Origin of the sequence: Stenotrophomonas sp. CCNWLW57, from assembly GCF_037203925.1 — a bacterium.
Lineage (GTDB): Bacteria > Pseudomonadota > Gammaproteobacteria > Xanthomonadales > Xanthomonadaceae > Stenotrophomonas > Stenotrophomonas rhizophila_A.
Map to the genome: position 1 here is coordinate 395199 of NZ_JBBCBJ010000005.1, position 20963 is coordinate 416161.

Genomic DNA, 20963 nt, shown 5'->3' on the forward strand with positions numbered 1-20963 from the left:
CATCAGCGGGGCGTTTTCGTTTGGACGCCGCTACAACAAATTGCAGTAGCGCATTGAGGAATATTGAATGTGGCGCGGCGTAGCAGAACTTTAAGCTGCTCCCATTCAACGCGGCGATGCATTCGCACGCATCTGTTGGTCATTCCAATCGCGGTTGCAATTTATTTCAGGGTGTCTTGCAACGAGTTGCATAGGGCGACAGGAGGCGGCTGCCTATGCTTCGCCCTCGATTCGAGACGGTTATGACAACCGGCTTTCGTGATCGACCCATCAACAACAGGAGTCCCTTCGATGAAGCGTCTGATCACCGCGCTGGCGGTAGCAATGGCCATGGCGATGACGGCATCACCTCATCCGGCGCAGGCGGCCGCACCCAGCATCCATGTGGGGGCGATGTACGAATATGCCGAGCCGGGCAAGGGGGCGCTGCTGAAGCGCGTGCGCAATACCGGCGATGCCACGGCGTTCGTCCGTGTGCAGATCAGCGAAGTGCGCTACGCCGGGGATGGCACCCATCAGGAGATCCCGGTGGATACCTCCGGCACCGCTGCCGCCGCCGGACTGATTGCCAGCCCGTCGCGGTTGATCGTACCGGCACAGGGCCAACAGGCCACGCGCCTGCTGGTGCAGGGGGATCGCAGCACCGAACGCTACTACCGCGTGCGCTTCGTGCCGGTGCTGCCACAGTCCGAAGACGAATTCGCGCTGACCGACGCGCAGCGTGATGACTACCGCAACGAGCTCTCGGCCGGCGTCAACGTGCTGACCGGCTATGGCGTGTTCGTGATCGTGCATCCCGACCAGGCCCGCTACGACGTGCAGACCGAAACGCACGACAACCACGTGCAGCTGCGCAATGCCGGCAATACCACGGTGGTGCTCGACGACATCCGCCAGTGCAGTGCGCAGGACAAGGCGGCCAAGTGCTCCCCGTCGCGCAAGGTGCACCTGCTGCCCGGGCGCACCGAACGCTTCGCTCGCAGTACCGGGCATCTGCACCGCTTCCAGATCGTTGAGGGGGACAGCCGCAAGGACGTCCTGCTCACCCGCTAGGTTCCGCCCGGAACCGCCGTCCCGTCGCCGGACTCCAGGCGACACCTTTCCGTTGGAGATGCAGGAAAAATGAACCTCAAGACCACCGTCCTGGCCGCTGCGGCTGCCCTGATCCTGACCCCGGCTGCCGCCATGGCCGCCACCGAGCAGTTCCCCATCCAGGTGACGGTTGAAGCCACGGTCCCGTCCGCCACCGGCCTGCAGATCTCGCCGGTCGGCGACTGGGCTGGCCAGACCCAGAACATGCGCTGGAACATCGCGACGCAGCGCCTGGATCCGATCCTGCAGCAGGTCGACATGAAGAGCGGCCTGGGCGCCATCAACGCCTACCTGACCACCGAAGCCATGCTGACCAGCGCCGGCAACGCCATCGACCTGACCGTGGCCGTCGCCGGCCAGGACCTGCAGGTCGGTGCCGCCAACGCGGTTGAAGTGGCCACCCCGACCGAAGCCGCCGCGAGCAAGCGCGCTGCGGTTGCCATCACCGCCGCTGCGCCCACCGGCGAGAGCTACGTGCAGGGCACCTACCAGGGCAACGTTTTCATGATGTTCGAGAGCGGCACCCCGTAATCGCGCAGCTGCGCATGTTTCACCCCGGCAGCTCCGGCTGCCACAGGAGGGGCGCGCTCGCGCCCCTTCTTCATGCACAGGAATGACCATGTCACCGCGTCTGCTTCCCCTCGCCACCGCCGTCATGCTCCATTGCAGCGTTGCAGCAGTGCAGGCTGCGCCTGCGGCACTGGAAAGCCTCACCCTGCTTGACCAGGCTGGGGGGCTGCCCGATGACTTCCGTGACCATTTCTTCGACGTACCCCTGGTGGTACGGGTCGAACGCGATGGTCAGTACCTGGGCGATGCCCGTGCCGTGCTGACCCGTGACAATGCCTTGTCGCTGTTGGAGTTTACCGACAGCCACGACAGCACCGAACCGGCCGCCGAACGCGAGCGCTGGTTGAAGGTGTTGGCTGCACCGCGTCCGTTGGGCGCCTGCGAACAGGCCTGCAATGACAGCCTGGTGCGGGTTCACTACAGCCTGGAGAGCTCGCTGCTTTCCATCGCCACAGAGAACGGTGGGCGCGCCGCCACGCAGCAGCGCCACCTCGCGCTGCCTGAACACGGCAGTCGCGGCCTGATCCTGCGCCACCAGCTCAACGCCTATGCAGGGCAGGGCGTGGCTACGGCCGGCCGCTACGCGCTCGACGCACAGGGCAGCCTGGGACACTGGACGCTGGTCGGCAACTATCAGGTCGACCGCAGCAGCGATGAAGCCGGGCAGCTGCGCCAGTCGGTACAGAGCCTCTACGCACAACGCGAATTCCGCGACAACTTCCTGCGCGTGGGTTACTTCCTGCCCAACTTCCAGGGCGTCACCCGCCAGCCGCGTGCGCCCGGCTCGTTCAGCCACACCACCGTGGGCATGATGGCCGGCTCATCGGACAGCCTGGCCATTGATTCGCGCGCACCGAGCCTGTATCCGGTGTACGTGACCGCCAACCGCGAGGGCACCGTGGAGGTGTTCCGCGACGGTAGCCTGATCCAGACCCAGCCATTGCAGCCGGGCCTGCAGGAGCTGGATACCCGTCGCCTGCCGGGCGGCATCTACGAGGTCGAACTGCGGGTCATCGAGGATGGACGCGAAAGCTCGCGTGAAACCACGGTGATCCACAAGCCGGGCAACTGGCGCGACCCGAGCCGCCGCTGGCGCTACAGCGCGTTCGCCGGTGTCCAGCACAGCCTGCTGGACACCCTGGAGGACCCCGATGCCGGCGCCTTTGCCGCAGGCGGCATCGTCAATTACCTGGCCCATCCGCGTGCGATCCTCGGCCTGTCTGCCCAGCACCTGGATGGCGGGAATGCCGTCGCTGGATCGCTGGACTGGCAGGTCAACGACCGCGCCAACCTCTACACCAACGCCTACAGCGGCGACCACGGCAGTGGCGTGGACCTGCAGGGCATGTGGCGCCATGGCAAAGGCACCGTGATCGCCTCGCACAACCGCAGCTGGCAGGAGCGGCGCCGCCCCGGTGACAATGCCTACCCGCCGTTGCCGCCCGGTGCCGAGCTGCCGCAGACCCGCTCGGGCTGGCTGCAGACCAGTGCGCTGAGCATGAACCATCGCCTCGGTGACGGCAGCTACGTTGCCGCGCGCATGTCGCATCACAGTGGCACCAGCAACGGCGTTGGGCTCGACCTGTCCTTCAGTCGTCGCCAGACCCTGTTCGGCAGCGACGCGACCTGGCGCGCTGCGGTGTTCGACCGCCCGGCAAGTGCCAGCAGCGGCACGCGCCGCAACCGTGGTGTCGACTTCACCCTGAACATCGCGCTGGGCCAGGAGGGGCGTCGCTACAGCGGCAGCCTTGGCAGCCGTACCGCCACCGATGGCGGGCGCAGCCTGTACGCCAGCGCGGGGGTACAGCAGACCTATGAAGACGGTCTGCTGCGCAGTGTCGCCGGCCAGGCCACGCTGGACAGCGATGGGCTGGGCCTCAGCAGCAACGCGCAGTTCGAGCATCCTGCATTGCGCGGCGATGCGCATGCGCAGCGCTCGTCGCTGGGCGGCACCGTCAGTGGCGGCCTGAACCTGGAGAGCACCATGGCCATGGGCGGCGGCAAGCTTGCCATTGCCGGTGCGGGGCAGGTCGGCAGTGTCGATACCGGCATGATCGTGGACGTGAGCTCCGAGCTGCCCGATGTGGAGCTGCGCGCATACGACAGCCGCGGTGGCTCCTACGCGCTTCACCCTGGCCGCAACTTCCTGCCGGTCACTGCGTATCGCACCGGCGCTCTGCAGGTCGACTTCCATGGGCGCGCCGCGCCGGCTGCGAGCATCCAGCCGGCCACGCTGGACTATCACCTCAACAAGGGAGGCGTGGCCTACGGCAAGGTGGACGTGCTCAGCACCTTCACCGTGATGGGCCATCTCAAGGATGCCGCCGGGCAGCCGCTGGCCGGCGCCCACGTCATCAACCATGCCGGGCGCAGCGTAGCGGAGGCCGATGGTTTCTTCGCGCTGGAGATGAGTGCCAGGGCGCCACGCCTGGAAGTCCGCCACCCCAGGGTGACCGGCTGCAGCTTTGCGCTGGACGGCACGACCACCCGCCCGCAGGGCGACACGTGGATGGCCGGCATCCTCACGTGCCCATCGACGTCCCCTGGTCATGCGCAGTCGTCGTCGGCTGCACCCGCTGCAGGAGCAATGCCGTGATGTTTGAACGTTCCCCCTCCACCTTGCTGCGTGGCGTGCGTCGCGCGGCGGCAGCCATTGCGTTGGCTGCCGCTGCTGCTGGCGCCCATGCCGCCGACATCTACATCACCGCAGAGTTCAAGCCGGATATCAATGACCCCGACAAGCGGGAGTTCGTCAACACGACGCCGTGGTCGGGGGTGTGCAACAGCGTGCACCTGCAGGCATGCATCAACAACGAATGGTGGAGCATCGACACCAAGGTGCGGGGCACCAAGCAGGGCGTGCGCACGAACGATTATGGGCGTGACAGCTTCTACATCGGCATGCCGGGGCCGCGTACCGTAACGGTCACCTCCGACGATGGCGCGCATACGTTCGATCTGGGCGTGAAGATCATTGGCGCTGCGCTGCGCCTGGTCGACCAGGATGGGGATGGGCCCACCGAGCCTGCCTCCACGGGCGGCGCCATCAACTGCAACCGGGCGTTGAGCAACACCAATGCAAACAACCGGAGCGTCATGCGCCTGTGGCTGCGCCAGGATCGGGGCAATGGCGTGCTGGCCTGCGCGCTGCACTGGCTGCATACGAACAACTACGCCATCGCCGAGTTCGACTTCACCTACCAATTGACCACGCCTGCGCCGCTGGCCATGCGCAGCGGGGTTTACACCGGAATGACCTCGTTCCGCGTGGGCGGTACGGGCGAGGGCGCCGACTTCGACCTCGGCAACGGCGTGGAGCTGGATGACAACATCGTCAACGTGCACTTCCAGCTGGAGGTCCAGCATGCGTTCCAGCTGGAGGTTCCGGCAGGGAGCGATCGCGCCGTGCTTGCGCCTCGCGGCGGGTGGACACAGTGGACGGACCATGGGATCGTGCCGAAGGCGCTGGAGCGCGAGATTCCCTTCAGCATCAGCAGCTCTGGGCAGTTCAGTGTCTCGCTGCAGTGCCAGCACGCGCATTCGGATGGTCGCTGTGCGATCCGCAACGAAACCGTGGATGCCCCAGACGCGCCTCTCGACATCCAGCTGACCCTGCCAGGTTTCCGCGATGCATCGTCGGGGGCAGAGGCGGTTGGCGTTGCGTTGACCACCACGATGGCGCCGCCTGTGATGACCGCCGAGAGTTTCATCATCCGCCGCCCCTCCAGGCTGCATTTTGCCGTCAATGGCGAGGCAGTGGGAACGATGCTGGACCATCCCGGCAGCCGCTATCGTGGTGACGTGACTGTGATCTTCGATGCGGATCCTTGAGGCATGGTGTGTGCGACAACAGCGTGACGACTTACTGGTTCAGTTCTGAACTGTTTACGTACATGCGTTTTTCGTTGACGCGCAGCATCTCCAGCGCACGCGGCGGTAACGCGGCGGTCCCTAGTGTTGGCTTACCGGCATCGCTTTCGACGCCGTCTACCGGAGAAGCATGATGGGCAACCAACAGAATCCGCAGCAGGGCCAGCAGAATCCGCAGCAGGGCCAGCAGAACCAGCAGAACCAGAAAGACCAGCAGCGCCAGGGCCAGCAGCAACAGCAGGACCAGAACCAGAAGGGCGAGCGCAACCAGCAGGGCGGCCAGCAGGAAGAAGAAGAATAAGCTGCTGCACCAACGCTATGACCGGAGTCCGGCCTTTGGGCCGGACTTTCCGTTTGTTGGGTCACGACCAACGGTCGTGACCTACCGTTGCCGCTCAGATAAACCGTCGTGACCTACCGTTGCGGTTGAGTCACGATCAACAATCGGGTGCCGTTGCAGGGCGTTCACGAAGCAAGTGATACCCATTCGCATTTCGGGTACACTGGGGCGATCGTCTTGCCCTGGGTCTTGCCCACCGTGTTTTCCCGTCTGATTCCTGTTTTCTCTCCGTGGTTGCGCAACGCTGGCGTTGCCGCAGTACTGGGCGTGGTCGCGATGGCGCCGGCTGCCGCCCAGCAACGCAACCCGTTGCAGAAGGTCGGCGAAACCGTACTGGACCAACCGCCGCAGAGCTATCGGTTCGAGCGTTTCGTGATCGAAAGTGGTGAGCCTGCACGGCGCTGGCGCGTCAACGTCGGCGTGCCTGTGCGCAAGGCGGACGCGCCTGCGCCGGTGCTGTACATGCTGGATGGCAACGCAGCGGCCATGGTGTTCGACCAGACGATGCTGAGCGACCTGGCCGCACATGCCGCCCCGGTGCTCGTGTTCATCGGCTACGACAACGACCTGCGCATCGATTCACCCGCCCGCACGCTCGACTACACCGCGTGGGTGGATACGGCCGATGATGAGAACGGCACGTCCCAGTCCAGCGGCGGCGGCGCCAAGGCGTTCCTGGATGTCATCCAGCAGCGGATCAAGCCCGAGGTGGAGCGCCGCGCCCGGGTGGACACGCAGCAGCAATCGCTCTGGGGCCACTCGTTGGGCGGGCTGTTCGTGCTCAGCACGCTGTACACCCAGCCGACCGCATTCCAGCAGTACGTGAGTGCCAGCCCCTCCTTGTGGTGGAGCCAGGGCGCGCCGCAGGGCGCGATGGAGCAGGACTTCATCGCCCACCCAACGCCGGCGAAGGTGTGGCTGATGCTCGGCGGTGACGAGCGCAGCGGCAACCGCGGCGTGCGTGACATGAACAACCCGCGCGTGGTGGCGCACCTGCGCCGCATCGCCGGGGCCACCCCCGATGCCGCGCATGGGCTGAGCGGGCGTCTGGCCGAGGTGCCCGGGCTGCAGGTGACCTACCGCGAATTTCCCGGCCTCGGCCACGGCCCGATGCTGCCGGCTTCGCTGAAAGCCACGCTGGCGGCGCTGTACGGCGTGGCCGACAAGAGCGCCGATTGATTTTTTCCTTACCCAGGCTGCGCCGATCCGGCCCTGCCAAGGCAACCCTTGTGACACGCGCCGCTGGCGCGCCCCTACAGAAGGAGTCTGCTATGTCCCGATTGGTTTCCCTCCCGCGCGTTGCCGCGTTGGCCCTGGCCTTGTCGCTGGCCACCGGCGCGGTGTCCGCACAGCCGGTGTTCGATGCGCCTGCCAACGGCTTCCGTGGCAAGGTCAGCGCCCGCAACGAGAACGTGATTCCCGGCAGCACCGCTGAAGTGACCGGGCGCGCGTTCGTACCCGGCCAGCAGGTGACGCTGCTGCGCGGCGAGACCGTGCTCAACGCCACTCCGGTGGTGGTGGACGAACAGGGCAACTTCAAGGCCAGCGTGCAGATCCCGGCCGACGCCGTGCCCGGCCAGCACCCGGTGGTGGTGCGCGCCAGCCAGCCGGCTGCTGCGACCGTGGTTGCACTGCGGGTGTCGCCGAACCTGCCGCTGAGCGGCCAGCAGGCGTTCCAGCAGAGTTCGGGCAAGCTGGTGCAGGGGCTGTACCAGAGCGCCTACAGCGCGGGCAGCAACGCGCTGTTCGTGACCTCGGCGGTGGGCCGCCCGCCGGTGACCCAGTCGCAGCTGCTCAAGGTGGACCCGAAAACGCTGAAGGTGCTCAAGGCGATCACCCCGGCGCAGGTGCCCGATGCCAAGGGCGGCAGCGTGTTTGCGGTGTATGGCGTGGGCGTGGACGATGCCAGTGGCAACGTGTGGGTCAGCAACACCCGCCAGGACACGGTGGCGGTGTACCGCCAGTCCGATCTGTCGCTGGTGCACCAGTTCCCGGTGGGCGCGGTGCCGCATGCGCGTGACGTAGTGGTGGATGCCAAGCGTGGCAAGGTGTTCGCGTCGGCGGCTGGCGAAGACCATCTGTCGGTGTTCGATGCCAGGACCTTCAAGGCGCTGGAGCCGATCACGCTGGCATCCGGCGTGGACGACGAGAAGTTCGTGCCAATGAGCCTGGTGCTGGATGAAGCCAGCGGCAAGCTGTTCACGGTGAGCATCGGGACACCGGAAGCGGCAGTGATCGACGTGGCCAGCGGCAAAGTGGACAAGGTGATCGACCTGGGCAATTCGATCAGCGCCTCCGGCGTAGCCTTCGATGCGAAGCGCAACCGCCTGTTCGTGGCCTCGCAGGGCACCGACAACCTGCTCATCGTCGACGTGGCCAGCGGCAAGGTCCTGCACGATGTGCCGGTGGGCGCGGGTGCGCTGAACGTGGCGTTCGAACCGGTGTCCGGCCTGGCCTACGTCACCAACCGCGGTGCCGGCACGGTGACCGTGGTGGATGGCGACGGCAAGGTGGTCGGCAACCTGGACGGCGGCACGTTCCCGAACCACGTCCGCGAAGACGGCAAGGGCAACGTGTTCGCGGTCAACAAGTCGCGCGGCGCGGAAGACCCGAAGGGCGACCGCATCACCCGCATCACCCCGGCCCGCCGCTGATGCATTCCGCGCGCGGGGCTGCGGTCCTGCGCGCACCTGACGGAGTAATGACATGTCCAGTTCCCTGACCGCGCGCCGGCATCTGCTGGTGCTGGCATTGGCAGCCGCACTGACTGCCTGCGGTGGCAAGCCCGCGGAAACGGCAGCGCCTGCCGCACCCGCGCCGAAGGCGGCCGACGCCGCAAACGCATCATCGCCTGCCGCGCTGCCGCAGGGCTGGCTGCATCTGGCCGGCGCCAATGTGCCCTCCAGCACCAACCTGATCCCGGTGCTTCCGGTGACGGTGACCTCCGACGACGGCGAACAGGTCACGGTGAAAGACGCCTCGCGCATCGTGGCTGGCGGTGACGATGTCATCGCGGTGATCGAAGCGCTGGGCCTGGGCGGCCAGGTGTATGCCGCGCCGCTGCGTTCGGCCACCGAAGCAGGGCGCAAGGCCCCCAAGCAGTTCCTGTTCAACCGCACCACCGGCGTGGAAGGCGTGCTGAGCCTGGAAGGGACGCTGTTCCTGGGCAACAGCCTGCGCCGGCATACCGAGCTGGCGAAGAAACTGCGCGGTGCGGGTGAGGCGGCCGTGGTGATTGATGACCTGCAGCCGGCACCGGAAAAGGTGCGCAAGGTAGCGGCCGCGCTGGGCGTGGCCGAGGCCGGCAACGCGCTGGCAGCGCAGGTACAGGCGCAACTGGAGGAAGCCGCCGCGATCGCGTCGAGCAGCAAGGTGCACCCGCGGGTGATCCATCTTTCCGCGACCGGGGCTGGCGGCGCGCCGACCGTGGCGGGCGCCGACAGTGCCTCGGGCAAGCTGATCGGGTTGGCCGGTGGCGTGAACATCGGCACCGAAGCGGGCGTGGCCAACTATTCCGCGCTGAGCAATGAAGGCGTGGTGGCCGCAGCGCCCGAGGTCATCCTGGTGACCGAAAACGATGTGCAGCTGTTCGGCGGCGAAGCCGGCCTGTGGAAGGCCTACCCGACCCTGAAGCAGACCCCGGCCGGCGCGGCAAACCGGGTGTGGGTGATGCCGGACGTGCAGTTGAAGGCGGCCAGCGTGGGCTCCGGCAGCGGTGCGGTGGCCTTGGCCAAGGCGCTGGCGGCACTGCCGTCGCCGTGAGCAGGACGCTGTGATGGAACGCGCTACGCGCAGACGTGCAGGCGGATGGGTGCTGGCGATGATGGCGCTGGCCCTGCTCGGTGCGATCCTGGCTTCGTTCGCGGTCGGGCCGTTGCGCCTGCCACCGCTGGAGGTGGTGCAGGCGGTGGCGGTCAAGCTGGGCATGCTCGACCCCTCGCAGGTCAGCCAGCGCGACATGGCGGTGGTCTGGAACCTGCGCATTCCGCGTGCGCTGCTGGGCGCGCTGGTGGGCGCATCACTGGCGATGGCCGGGGCCAGCCTGCAGGGGCTGTTCGGCAATCCACTGGCCGATCCGGGCATAGTGGGGGTGACCCAGGGCGCGGCCCTGGGCGCGGTGGCGGCCATCGTGCTGGGCGCGGGCAGCGTGGGCGGCTGGACGCTGCCGCTGGCGGCCTTTGCCGGGGGTGCGGCGGCGATCAGCCTCACCTATGCGCTGGCGCGGCCCGGGCGTAACACGGGCACGGCGACCTTGTTGCTGGTAGGCATTGCGATGGCGGCGTTCTGTTCGGCGGCGATCGGGTTCCTGACCTACATCGCCAGCGAAAGCGAGCTGCAGTCGCTGGTGTTCTGGCAGATGGGCTCGCTGGCGCAGGCCGACTGGGCCGACCTGGCGGCGGCGCTGCCGGTGTTCGTGCTGGGGACGTTCGCGCTGCTGCGGCTGTCCACGCCGCTGGACATGCTGGCGCTGGGGGAGCGCCAGGCGCAGCACCTGGGTCTGGACGTGAAGCGCACGCGGCTGAAGCTGATTGCGTTCAGCGCGCTGCTGGTGGGTGCGGCCGTGGCATTCGCCGGTTCCATCGGCTTCGTGGGGCTGGTGGTGCCGCACGTGGTGCGCATGCTGGTGGGCCCCGGGCACCGCTGGTTGCTGCCGGTGTCGGCAGTGACCGGTGCGGTGTTGATCGTGGTCGCCGATACCGCCGCACGTACGCTGGACCCGCCCGCGGAGATTCCGCTGGGCTTGTTCTCGGCAGCATTGGGTGCACCGTTCTTCCTGTGGCTGGTGCTGCACCAGCGCCGGAGTGGCACGGTATGAGCGCACCGTTCCTGCAACTGGATGGCGTGGGCGTTCGTTTCGGTGAGCGGTCCATCCTGCACGACATCCACCTGGGGTTCGTGCCGGGCACGGTGACGGCGCTGGTCGGGCCGAACGGGGCGGGCAAGTCGACGTTGCTGGCGGTGGCCAGCGGCGACGTCGAGGCCGATGCCGGGCAGGTGATCCTGCACGACAAGCCGATCGCGCACTGGAAGGCGATGGCGCTGGCGCGCGAGCGGGCGGTGATGCCGCAGGACCATGCAGTGCGCTTTGCGTTCACGGTGGACGAGGTGGTGGCGATGGGGCGGTTGCCACACCCGGCCGATGCGTTGCGCGATGCGGCGCGGGTGGAACAGTCGCTGGGCCAGGCCGAGATGGTGGGGTTGCGGCGGCGCGAGGTGCAGACGTTGTCCGGCGGTGAGGCGGCGCGGGCGACGTTCGCGCGGGTGCTCACCCAGGACACGCCGTTGCTGCTGCTCGATGAGCCGACCGCGGCGCTGGACCTCCGGCACCAGGAGCGGACGCTGCGTGCGGTGCGGCAGCTGGCCGACAGCGGCGCGTGCGTGATCGTCGTGTTGCACGACCTGAACCTGGCGGCGGGATATGCCGACCGGATCGTGCTGCTGGAGCAGGGCAGGGTGGCGGCTGATGGAACACCGGACCAGGTGCTGACGCGCGAGCACATCGAGCGGGTGTACCAGCAGCCGGTGCTGGTGCTGCGGCACCCGCAACGCGATGTGCCGCTGGTGGTCGTCGCCGATCCCCCCGCGTAGCGCCACGCCCTGCGTGGCTGGGGCTACCAGCCAAACGTCGCCATAGCCATCACGGTACGCCCGCTGCCGTAATAGCAGGACGACACGCCGGTGCAGGTAGACACATACCGCTTGTCCGCCAGGTTGCTGGCGTTGAGCGCGAGCTGCACGTGCGTGTTGCCATGCTGGCCCAGGTCATAGCGCAGCGCAGCGTCGAACAGGGTGTAGGACGGAATGCGGTACAGGTTGGCGCTGTCGCCGTAGCTCACGCCGTTGTAGCGCGCGCCAGCAGCCAGGCTCACGCCACGCAGCGCACCGGTCTGGAAGGTGTAGTCGGCCCAGAATGAAGCGCTGTAGTCGGGCACCATGGCCAGCTGCTTGCCCTTGTAGGCCGCCGACGTCAGCATTTCCGAGTCCATCCGCGAGGCCGCACCGATCAGGCTCAGCCCCTCGATCGGCGTGATGCGCCCTTCCAGCTCGATGCCGCGCACGCGGCCTTCGTCGCCCTGGATCGAGCAGACCACCGTGCCGGTAGCGCCGCAGTTGCGGTGGCTGGCCACGGGGTCATCGACAATCATGTCCTGCTGGCGCAGGTCGTACACGGCCAGGGTGATCAGCCCATCGACGCTGGCCGGCTGGTACTTCAGACCGGCTTCCCACTGCGAGCCGGTCACCGGGTCGAACGCGGTCTGGGTGAAGCTGTCCAATGGCGACTTGTTGGAGGGCTGGAACGATTCGGCATAGCTGAGATACGGGGTCAGACCGCTGTCGAACACATACAGCACGCCGGCACGACCGGTGAACGCTTCGTTCTTGATCACGTTGTGCGCACCGGGTTGCGAGATGCCGGTGGCGATGTTGCGGGTGGCGCTCAGCGTGTCGTCCTTGGTCCAGTCGTACCGGCCGCCCAGGGTCAGTCGCCAGTGGCCTGCGGCCAGCTGGTCCTGCAGGTACACGCCGCTCTGCCGGTTGATGCCGGCGGTGGGTGTTTCGGTGGTGACGGTGGGCTGGTAGGGGTAGTAAACGGGATCGAAGATGTCGATCGCGCGCGGGTTGGTCATCGCGCTGCGCACGCCTTCCCAGTCGGCCCGTTGCCAGTCCCAGCCGAGCAGTACGGTGTGGTCCACCGCGCCCGTGCTGAAGCGGGCCTGCAGGCGGGTATCGAAGGTGTCGCCGTCCGAATCGCCGGTGCCCTGCACGCCGCGCCGGTTCTGGGTGCGGCCATCGGCATTCAGCGCGCCGAAGGTGACCACGCCGCGGTACAGCGAATCCACATGGGTGCGGCGTGCGTTTTGGGTCAGGGTAAGGTGGTCGTTGAACTGGTGTTCGAACATCCAGCCGGCCGTCCACAGCGTGCGGTCGAAGGTATTCCAGTCCGGCTGGCCGATGAAGGTGCTGTTCTTCATGTGGCCATAGGGCGTGGCGTTGAGGGTGCCGGCCATTGGCAGGAACTGGTAGGTGGAGCCGCCGTCGTCCTTCTGGTACATGCCGAGCAGGGTGAGGCGGGTGCGTTCGGCGATCTGCCAGGTGTAGCTGGGCGCGAGGAACCAGTGTTCCTGCGCCGTGTGCTTGATCTGGGTGTCGCCATCCCGGTACAGGCCGACAAGACGCGCCAGGTGCGTGTTGTCGCCGCTGCCAGTGCCGACGTCGAAGGCCGCGCTGTACTGGCCGTTGGCATCCACGCCCAGGCGCAGCAGCTGCTGCGGGTCCGGGGTGGGGGTCTTGCTGACCTGGTTGACCATGCCGCCGGGTGCGACCTGCCCGTATATCACAGCGGACGGGCCCTTGAGCACTTCCACGCGTTCCAGGTTCCAGCTGTCGAACATGCTGCGGTTCCACTGGCTGCCCTGCGGCGCGCGCATGCCATCCAGGGTTACGTTGTTGGCCCAGCTGCCGGCATCGAACCCACGGATGCGGAAGTCGTCCACGCGGTTGTCGATGCCGCTGCTTTCCAGGCTCACGCCCGCTACATAGCGCATGGCGTCGTTGAGCGACTGCACGCCACGCGCATCCAGTTCGGCGCGTTCGATCACGGCGACGGACTGTGGCGTTTCGGCAATGCTGGTGGTGGTCTTCGTGGCGCCACTGGTGCTGTTGGCCGCGCGGTAGGCATTGACCTGGACGGCATCCAGATCGGTGGCGTTCTGCGCAAAGGCGACAGGAGCGGCGGCGCTGGCGATGCAGCAGGCGAGGGCAAGCAGGTTGGGGCGCAACCGACGGAACGAAGCGGGGGAGGGGGTCATGTACTGCCAGCGTCAAGGTCGTCGCAGAGCGACGTTGACCCGCCATTTTAAGGATTCCGACACGCAATGCAATTGCGACCTATTCGCATGTACTAGCGGGGGCGGAGGGAGTTAACTCCGCGCCCCCGTGATAATCCGCTCGACATAGCCGTCAGTGTTCTACCCGTGGCAGCAAAAACCGCTTGCAACCCGTACGCAGAGGTCTAGAATTCGCCGCAGATCCTCTCAACCGCCGCCATGAACTCGATGCCGCTCCTGACGTTTTTTACTCGCACCCGCGCTTTCGCGGGACGGGCGCGTCTGCCTCGCGGCTCCTCTGGCGGCTGATCGGATTCGATCACCGCAGGACCCCAGACAGAGCGCCCATTGGGCGCTTTTTTCGTTTCAGTGTTCCGTAACGCCACGCATCAAGGAGAACGTGCCATGCACCAGATCGCCGAGCCCCAAACCTGGCCGCACGCCCGTTAGCCAACGGCGGCGTGCGGCTCCCTGATGTTGGCAGCAGCGAGACCCCTCTTATGAACACCCAGACCCAGAACCTCCGGCGCAACCTCGGCATCATTGCCCACATCGACGCCGGCAAGACCACGCTCACCGAACGCCTGCTGTGGAAAACCGGCGAGATCCATCGCGTCGGTGAAGTCCACGATGGCGCCGCCACCACCGACTTCTCGGCGATCGAGCGCGAGCGCGGCATCACCATCGGCGCGGCCGCCGTGCAGGCGCATTGGGCGCCGCGCGGCGAACCGACCCACCACCTGACCCTGATCGACACACCCGGGCATATCGACTTCGCCATCGAAGTCGAACGTTCGCTGCGTGTGCTCGACGGCGCGGTGGCGGTGTTCTCCGCCGTGGATGGCGTGCAACCGCAATCGGAAACCGTGTGGCACCAGGCCCGTCGCCATGGCGTGCCGCTGATCGCGTTCGTCAACAAGATGGACCGCATCGGCGCCTCGTTCGAGCGCGTGCTGGCGCAGCTGGAGGACAAGCTGCAGGCGCGGCCATGGGCGCTCGGCTGGCCGTTGGGCGCGGAGAACGCCTTCCACGGTTGGGTTGACCTGGTCGACCGCAGCACCGTGCAGTGGGACGACGCCGGCACCCCGACCCGCACCGCGTGGACCACCGCCGAACACAGCGCGTGGGAGCCGCGGCGTGCGGAGCTGGTGGAAGCGGTGGCCGACCACGACGAACTGCTGGCCGAAGCCTGGCTGGACGGAAGCGCGGTGGAACCCGCCGCGCTGCGCGCTGCGCTGCGCCGCGCCACGCTGGCCGGTGCCGGCGTGCCGGTGCTGGCGGGTGCGGCGTTCAAGAGCAAGGGCATTGAAACCCTGCTCGATGCCATCGTGGATTACCTGCCCGCGCCGGAAGACCGGCCGGCCGTGGTGGCCACGGAGGAGGCGGGCGAGGTCAGCCTGCCGCCGGATCCGAATGGGCCGCTGGCGGCGCTGCTGTTCAAGATCACGCACCAGCACCATGGGGCGTTGAGCTTCGTGCGGGTGTACTCGGGCACGCTGAAGGTGGGCGATGCGTTGGCCAGTTCGCAGCATGCGCAGGGACGCCGGGTGAGCCGGCTGGTGCGGGTGCAGGCCGACCAGACCCACGACATCAAGCAGGCGGTGGCCGGTGACATCGTCGCGGTGCTCGGCTGGAAGGATGCGGTGAGCGGTGAAACGCTCAGTGCACCTTCGCGCCCTCTGTTGCTGGACACCATCCAGGCGCAGCACGCGGTGCTGGCGTGGCGGTTGACTGCGGAAAAGTCGGCCGACCTGATCCGCATCGCGCAGGGCCTGTCCAGCCTGGCCCAGGAAGACCCGTCGTTCCGCGTCGAAACCGAAGCGGACAGCGGCGAAACCCTGGTCTGGGGCATGGGCGAGCTGCACCTGGAAGTGATGGTGGAACGGCTGCGCACCGAGTGGAACGTCAACGTCCGCACCGGCGCGCCACGCGTGGCTTACCAGGAAACGCTGAAGCAGGCGGTGCGTGGCATCGAAGGCAAGGTGGTCAAGCAGACCGGCGGCCAGGGCCAGTACGCCCGGGTGGTGCTGGATGTCAGCCCCCGCGAGGACGGCGAGGTGCATTTCGTCGACCGCACCGTAGGCGGGGTGATCCCGCGCGGTTTCGTGGCGGCGGTGGAGAAGGGCGTGCGGAGCGCGCTGTCGGAAGGGCCGCGTGGCCATCCGGTGCTGGGCATCGAGGTGGCGCTGGTCGATGGGCAGACCCATGCCAAGGATTCGTCCGACATGGCGTTCCATCGCGCCGGTGCCGAAGCGGTGAAGGCCGCGCTGCTGCAGGCCGGAACACGCCTGCTGGAGCCGGTGATGGAAGTGGCCATCCACGTGCCGTCGGTGAATGTAGGTGACGTGGTGGGCGACCTCAACCGCCGCAGTGGCCGCATCGCCTCCATCGAGGACCAGGGTGGGCGTGCGGAAGTGGTGGGCTACGCGCCGCTGGCGCAGTTGTCCGGCTACACCACCTCGCTGCGTTCGCTGACCCAGGGCCGCGCATCCAGCGACATGCGCTTCAACGGCTACGAAGAGGTGCAGGCTGCTTGAACGCTGGAAGGAAAAGGGGGCCGGAATTCTCCGGCCCCCGCTCAGCCACGCAGGGCGTGGCTCTACCGGCAACCCTTTACAATGGGGGCATCTGCTTCAGGAGCTTCCCATGACCACCCCCCATTTCTACCCCGTCGGTACCCCCGGCCAACCCTGGGGCGATGCCGAGCGCGCGGCATGGCGTGCGCGCCAGGTCGTGCAACGCCACTACGCCGACGACGTGGTCGCCGCCTTGAATGCGCTGCCCGATGCACTGGAAATCGTCCAGTACGGCCAGCTTGAATCCATCACCCACACCTACCCGCTGCTGCTGGCCAAGACCCGCAACTGGGACCCGGCGCTACCCACCGCACTGGTCACCGGCGGTGTGCACGGTTATGAAACCAGCGGCGTGCACGGCGCGCTGCAGTTCCTGCGCGACCACGCGCAGGAGTACGCCGGCCGCATCAACCTGATCGTCGCCCCCTGCGTGTGCCCCTGGGGCTACGAACGCATCCAGCGCTGGAACCGCGATGCGATCGATCCCAACCGCAGCTTCCGTGACGGTGGCCGCATCGTTGAAACGGCCTCGCTCATGCACTGGGTCGCCGCCCGCAACGACGACCTGCTGGTGCACCTGGACCTGCACGAGACCACCGACAGCGACGCGCATGAGTTCGACCCGGCGCTGGCCTCGCGCGATGGCAAGCCGTGGCACCCGGAAACGATTCCCGACGGCTTCTATGTGATCGGCAACAGCGAAAATCCGGAACCGGCGTTCCAGCGTGCCCTGATCGCCGCCGTGGCCCCCATTACCCACATCGCCCCCGCCGACGCGCAGGGCAACCTGGTCGGGCTGCCGCTGCAGTCGCCGGGCGTGGTGTGGGGCGAATCGCGCTCGATCGGTGCCTGCGCGGGGTTCACCAGTGCCCGCTTCGCCACCACCACCGAGGTGTACCCGGACAGCCCGCGGACCACGCCGGCGGAGTGCAACGCCGCACAGGTGGCTGCCGTGCGCGCCGGGTTGGACTTCGCCTTGCAGGCAGGGTAACGGTCTTCGCGCGGCGGGCATCCCGCCGTGGCTATCATCGGCGCAACCCTCCGGGACCTGACCGATGAAACGATTGCTGTGCCTGTTGCTGATGGTGGCCGCGTTGCCGGCCACCGCCGCCGAACTCACCGTATCGGCCGCGTCCAGCCTGACCGAAAGCTTCCGTGACATCGCGAGCGCGTACGAGGCGGCGCATCCAGGAACGAAGGTCGATCTGAACTTCGCCGCGTCGGGCGTGCTGCTGCAGCAGGTTTCGCGCGGCGCGCCGGTGGATGTACTGGCCACTGCCGATACCGAAACGATGGTGCAGGCGGCGAGGGCCGGACTTCTGGAAACCGATTCCCGCCGGATTTTCGCCACCAACCGTCTGGTGGTGGTGGTGCCGCCGCGCCGCAGGGATGCTCCCGCATTCTTGGCCGCGCTGGCAGGGAAGGGCGTGCAGCGGGTGGCGATCGGCAATCCGGACAGCGTGCCGGTGGGCCGCTATGCACGCACCGCGCTGCAGGACGCCGGCTTGTGGGAGGCGATCACCGCCAAGACCATCACCACCCAGAACGTGCGCCAGTCCCTGGATTACGTGGCGCGCGGCGAAGTGGACGCCGGTTTTGTCTACGCCAGCGATTACCAGGCCACGCCCGGCCGGGTGGTGCGTGCCTTCGAGGTGCCGCTGAAGACCCCGATCAACTACCCGGTGGCGGTGATCAAGGACAGCGCCCGCGCGGCGGAAGCGCGCCGTTTCGTGGCCTTCGTGGTCTCACCGCAGGGCCGGGCGATCCTGCGCCGCCACGGTTTCGGCGCGCCCTGATCGATGGCACTGGACTGGTCCGCGCTCTGGTTGTCGCTGAAGGTGGCCGGCTGGGCCACGGCGATCAACCTGGTACTGGGCGTGGCGCTTGGCGCGCTGCTGGCGCGGCGCCGTTTCCCCGGGCGTGAGCTGCTGGACACGCTGCTGACCCTGCCGATGGTGCTGCCCCCGACTGTGCTGGGGTATTACCTGCTGGTGGTGATCGGGCGCAACGGGCCACTGGGCGCATGGTTGCAGTCCAGCTTCGGCATCAACCTGGTGTTTACCTGGCAGGCGGCGGTCATCGCCGCTGCCGTTGCCTCATTGCCGTTGGTGTTCAAGCCGGCACGCGCGGCGTTCGAGGACGTGGACGGGCAGCTGGAGCAGGCTGCGCGCACGCTCGGTGTCTCCGAGTTTGCACTGTTCCTGCGGGTCAGCCTGCCGCTGGCCTGGCGCGGCATCCTGGCGGGGCTGCTGCTGGCATTCGCCCGGTCGATGGGTGAGTTCGGTGCCACCTTGATGGTGGCCGGCAGCATTCCCGGCCGCACCCAGACCCTGTCCATCGCGATCTACGAAGCCGTGCAGGCCGGGCATGACGACACCGCCAACGGGCTGGTGATCCTCACCTCGGTGGTGTGCATCCTCATCCTGCTGGCGGCGGCGCGGCTGGTCGGCGGGCGCCGCCGGGAGATGCGCGATGTGGCTTGAGCTGGACATCCGCCGCACGCTGGAGGCACCCGGCCAGCGGTTCACGCTGGACGTGCAGCTGCAGTGCAGCCAGCGGCAGGTGGTGCTGTTCGGCCCCTCCGGCGCGGGCAAGAGCCTGACCCTGAAGGCCATCGCCGGCCTGCTGCGACCGCACGATGGCCATGTGCGGCTGGGCGGTGCGACGCTGTTCGACGCCGCGCAGGGCATTCACCTGCCACCCCAGCAGCGCCGGTTGGGTTACGTGTTCCAGGACTACGCCCTGTTCCCGCACCTGACCGTGCGCCAGAACATCGCGTTCGGCCTGCGTCGCGGCTGGTTCAATCCCCGGCGCCGCGAGGCCGACCCCGAGGTGGAACGCTGGATGGCGACACTGCGCATCGAGCACCTGGCGCAGATGGTGCCGGCCCAGCTGTCGGGCGGGCAGCGCCAGCGCACGGCGTTGGCACGGGCGCTGGTGACACGCCCGCAGGCGCTGCTGCTGGACGAGCCGTTTGCCGCACTGGACCACGCGTTGCGCGATCACCTGCGCCAGGAACTGCAGGGCGTTCTGGAGGCCACCGACATTCCGCTGCTGCTGATCAGCCATGATCCGGTGGACGTGGCGATGTTCGGCCAGCAGGTGGTGGAGCTCGTTGACGGACAGGCAAAACAACGCTGAATACCGCTGAAAACACGCTCCGATGACGGTTTCCGGATAGTGGTAAAGCACTCACGTCGAATTGACGATTTGCTCTCCATCCTGAATGCTCCAGCCTGCCAGTGGACGCCTGCCATGTCCTCGAACGTCGTGAAGATGACGCGCACGCAACTTACCGCCATGGTGGTCGGCGGCATGATCGGCGCAGGTATTTTCTCCCTCCCGCGAACCTTCGCCGGCGCCACCGGCCCACTGGGTGCGGTGGTGGCGTGGCTGATCGCCGGCCTGGGCATGTACACCCTGGCCCGCGTGTTCCAGCTGCTGGCCGAGCGCAAGCCGGATCTGGACGCCGGTGTGTTCGCCTATGCGAAGGAGGGCTTCGGCGACTACCCCGGGTTCCTTTCCGCGTTCGGCTACTGGATCGGCAGCTGCATCGGCAACGTGTCGTATTGGGTGCTGATCAAATCCACCCTGGGCGCGTTCTTCCCGATCTTCGGGGATGGCAATACCGTGGTTGCGATCCTGGTGGCCTCGGCCGGCATCTGGTTGTTCCACTTCATGATCCTGCGCGGTGTGCAGCAGGCCGCGGCGATCAACAAGATCGTCACCATCGCCAAGGTCATCCCGATCGTGGTGTTCCTGGTGATCATGGCCTTTGCCATGAAGATGGACGTGTTCCAGTTCAATTTCTACGGCGGCGGGCTGGAAGGCGGCATCTTCGAACAGGTGCGCGCGACCATGCTGGTCACGGTGTTCGTGTTCCTCGGCATCGAAGGCGCCAGCGTGTACTCGCGCTACGCCAAGGAGCGCAAGGACGTGGGTGCGGCCACCATCACCGGCTTCCTGGTGGTCACCACGTTGATGGTGCTGGTGACCCTGCTGCCGTTCGCGGTGCTGGAGCGGGCCGACATCGCCGGCATGCGCCAGCCGTCAATGGCCACCGTGCTGGAAGCGGTGGTGGGCCATTGGGGCGCGGTGTTCGTCAGCGTCGGGTTGATGGTATCGGTGCTGGGCGCCTATCTGGCGTGGTCGCTGATCTGCGCCGAAGTGCTGTCGGCGGCGGCGCGCACCAAGGACATGCCGGCCATCTTCGCACGTGAGAACGCCAACGGGGTGCCGTCGGCGGCACTGTGGGCGACCAACATCATCATCCAGCTGATCGTGATCACCACCTACTGGTCGCGCGATGCGTTCTCGCTGATGCTCAACCTGACCAGCGCGATGTCGCTGATTCCGTTCCTGCTGGTGGCCGCTTACGGGTTGAAGATCACCCGGCGCGGAGAGACCTACAATGAGCGCCCGAACGAACGCGGGCGTGACCTGACCCTGGCGATCCTGGCCACGATCTACACCGCGTTCCTGCTGTACGCCGGCGGCATCAAGTTCATCGTGCTCTCGGCGGTGCTGTATGCACCGGGCAGCCTGCTGTACTTCTGGGCGCGGCGCGAGCAGGGCGAGAAGATCTTCACCAAGGCATCGGATTTCATCATCCTGGCCGTGGCGGTGATCGCTGCGATCGTGGGCGTGTACTGGATCGCAACGGGCTACATCCAAATCTAAGGACCA

At 67.1% G+C, this 20963-nt stretch carries 17 protein-coding genes; 16 read left to right on the forward strand and 1 reads right to left on the reverse strand.

Annotated features, from left to right (window positions below; translation table 11 throughout):
• The first annotated feature begins 291 nt into the window (after nt 1–291).
• The 10 genes from V9K91_RS14525 to V9K91_RS14570 all read left to right on the forward strand — a co-directional run bounded on the left by V9K91_RS14525 (nt 292) and on the right by V9K91_RS14570 (nt 11461).
• Nucleotides 292–1053, forward strand: a complete 762-nt coding sequence (locus tag V9K91_RS14525; RefSeq protein ID WP_217977580.1) for a CS1 fimbrial subunit B flags: Precursor — start codon at nt 292–294, stop codon at nt 1051–1053.
• 69 nt (nt 1054–1122) lie between these two features.
• The gene (locus V9K91_RS14530) at nt 1123–1623 is read left to right on the forward strand and encodes a CS1 type fimbrial major subunit (RefSeq protein WP_068851830.1); all 501 of its coding nucleotides are present in this window, start codon (nt 1123–1125) and stop codon (nt 1621–1623) included.
• A gap of 88 nt (nt 1624–1711) precedes the next feature.
• Nucleotides 1712–4258, forward strand: coding sequence for a TcfC E-set like domain-containing protein (locus tag V9K91_RS14535; RefSeq protein ID WP_336443445.1), 2547 nt, complete (start codon nt 1712–1714; stop codon nt 4256–4258).
• Complete coding sequence (locus V9K91_RS14540) at nt 4168–5493, forward strand: hypothetical protein (protein WP_337308194.1); 1326 nt, start codon at nt 4168–4170, stop codon at nt 5491–5493. Before V9K91_RS14535 ends, V9K91_RS14540 begins: the two co-directional genes overlap by 91 nt.
• A gap of 172 nt (nt 5494–5665) precedes the next feature.
• Nucleotides 5666–5833, forward strand: coding sequence for a hypothetical protein (locus tag V9K91_RS14545; RefSeq protein WP_176472691.1), 168 nt, complete (start codon nt 5666–5668; stop codon nt 5831–5833).
• A gap of 237 nt (nt 5834–6070) precedes the next feature.
• Complete coding sequence (locus tag V9K91_RS14550) at nt 6071–7051, forward strand: alpha/beta hydrolase-fold protein (protein ID WP_249834267.1); 981 nt, start codon at nt 6071–6073, stop codon at nt 7049–7051.
• A gap of 92 nt (nt 7052–7143) precedes the next feature.
• A complete protein-coding gene (locus V9K91_RS14555; protein ID WP_336443447.1) occupies nt 7144–8526 on the forward strand; it encodes an ATP-binding protein in 1383 nt (460 codons plus the stop codon).
• Nucleotides 8527–8578: 52 nt separating this feature from the next.
• Nucleotides 8579–9634 carry an ABC transporter substrate-binding protein gene (locus V9K91_RS14560; RefSeq protein ID WP_336443448.1) on the forward strand — a complete coding sequence of 352 codons (1056 nt, stop codon included), beginning with the start codon at nt 8579–8581 and terminating at the stop codon, nt 9632–9634.
• A gap of 13 nt (nt 9635–9647) precedes the next feature.
• Complete coding sequence (locus tag V9K91_RS14565; RefSeq protein ID WP_336443449.1) at nt 9648–10688, forward strand: iron ABC transporter permease; 1041 nt, start codon at nt 9648–9650, stop codon at nt 10686–10688.
• The gene (locus V9K91_RS14570) at nt 10685–11461 is read left to right on the forward strand and encodes a heme ABC transporter ATP-binding protein (protein WP_336443450.1); all 777 of its coding nucleotides are present in this window, start codon (nt 10685–10687) and stop codon (nt 11459–11461) included. Before V9K91_RS14565 ends, V9K91_RS14570 begins: the two co-directional genes overlap by 4 nt.
• Nucleotides 11462–11484: 23 nt before the next feature.
• Here the strand turns inward: V9K91_RS14570 and V9K91_RS14575 are convergent, their stop codons facing one another.
• Nucleotides 11485–13683, reverse strand: coding sequence for a TonB-dependent siderophore receptor (locus V9K91_RS14575; RefSeq protein ID WP_336443451.1), 2199 nt, complete (start codon nt 13681–13683; stop codon nt 11485–11487).
• A 518-nt stretch (nt 13684–14201) separates the two neighbouring features.
• On the opposite strand from V9K91_RS14575, the gene fusA reads away from it, so the two are divergent.
• The 6 genes from fusA to V9K91_RS14605 all read left to right on the forward strand — a co-directional run bounded on the left by fusA (nt 14202) and on the right by V9K91_RS14605 (nt 20957).
• Nucleotides 14202–16238 carry an elongation factor G gene (fusA, locus tag V9K91_RS14580; RefSeq protein ID WP_336443452.1) on the forward strand — a complete coding sequence of 679 codons (2037 nt, stop codon included), beginning with the start codon at nt 14202–14204 and terminating at the stop codon, nt 16236–16238.
• A gap of 109 nt (nt 16239–16347) precedes the next feature.
• Complete coding sequence (locus V9K91_RS14585) at nt 16348–17268, forward strand: M14 family metallocarboxypeptidase (RefSeq protein ID WP_336443453.1); 921 nt, start codon at nt 16348–16350, stop codon at nt 17266–17268.
• A 64-nt stretch (nt 17269–17332) separates the two neighbouring features.
• Complete coding sequence (gene modA, locus V9K91_RS14590; RefSeq protein WP_336443454.1) at nt 17333–18073, forward strand: molybdate ABC transporter substrate-binding protein; 741 nt, start codon at nt 17333–17335, stop codon at nt 18071–18073.
• 3 nt (nt 18074–18076) lie between these two features.
• Nucleotides 18077–18760 carry a molybdate ABC transporter permease subunit gene (modB, locus tag V9K91_RS14595; protein ID WP_068851857.1) on the forward strand — a complete coding sequence of 228 codons (684 nt, stop codon included), beginning with the start codon at nt 18077–18079 and terminating at the stop codon, nt 18758–18760.
• On the forward strand, nt 18750–19418 hold the full coding sequence (locus V9K91_RS14600) for an ATP-binding cassette domain-containing protein (RefSeq protein WP_336443455.1): 669 nt from the start codon (nt 18750–18752) through the stop codon (nt 19416–19418). The genes modB and V9K91_RS14600 overlap by 11 nt, the downstream gene beginning before the upstream one ends.
• Nucleotides 19419–19532: 114 nt before the next feature.
• On the forward strand, nt 19533–20957 hold the full coding sequence (locus V9K91_RS14605) for a basic amino acid/polyamine antiporter (protein WP_068851863.1): 1425 nt from the start codon (nt 19533–19535) through the stop codon (nt 20955–20957).
• The last annotated feature ends 6 nt before the right edge of the window (nt 20958–20963 follow it).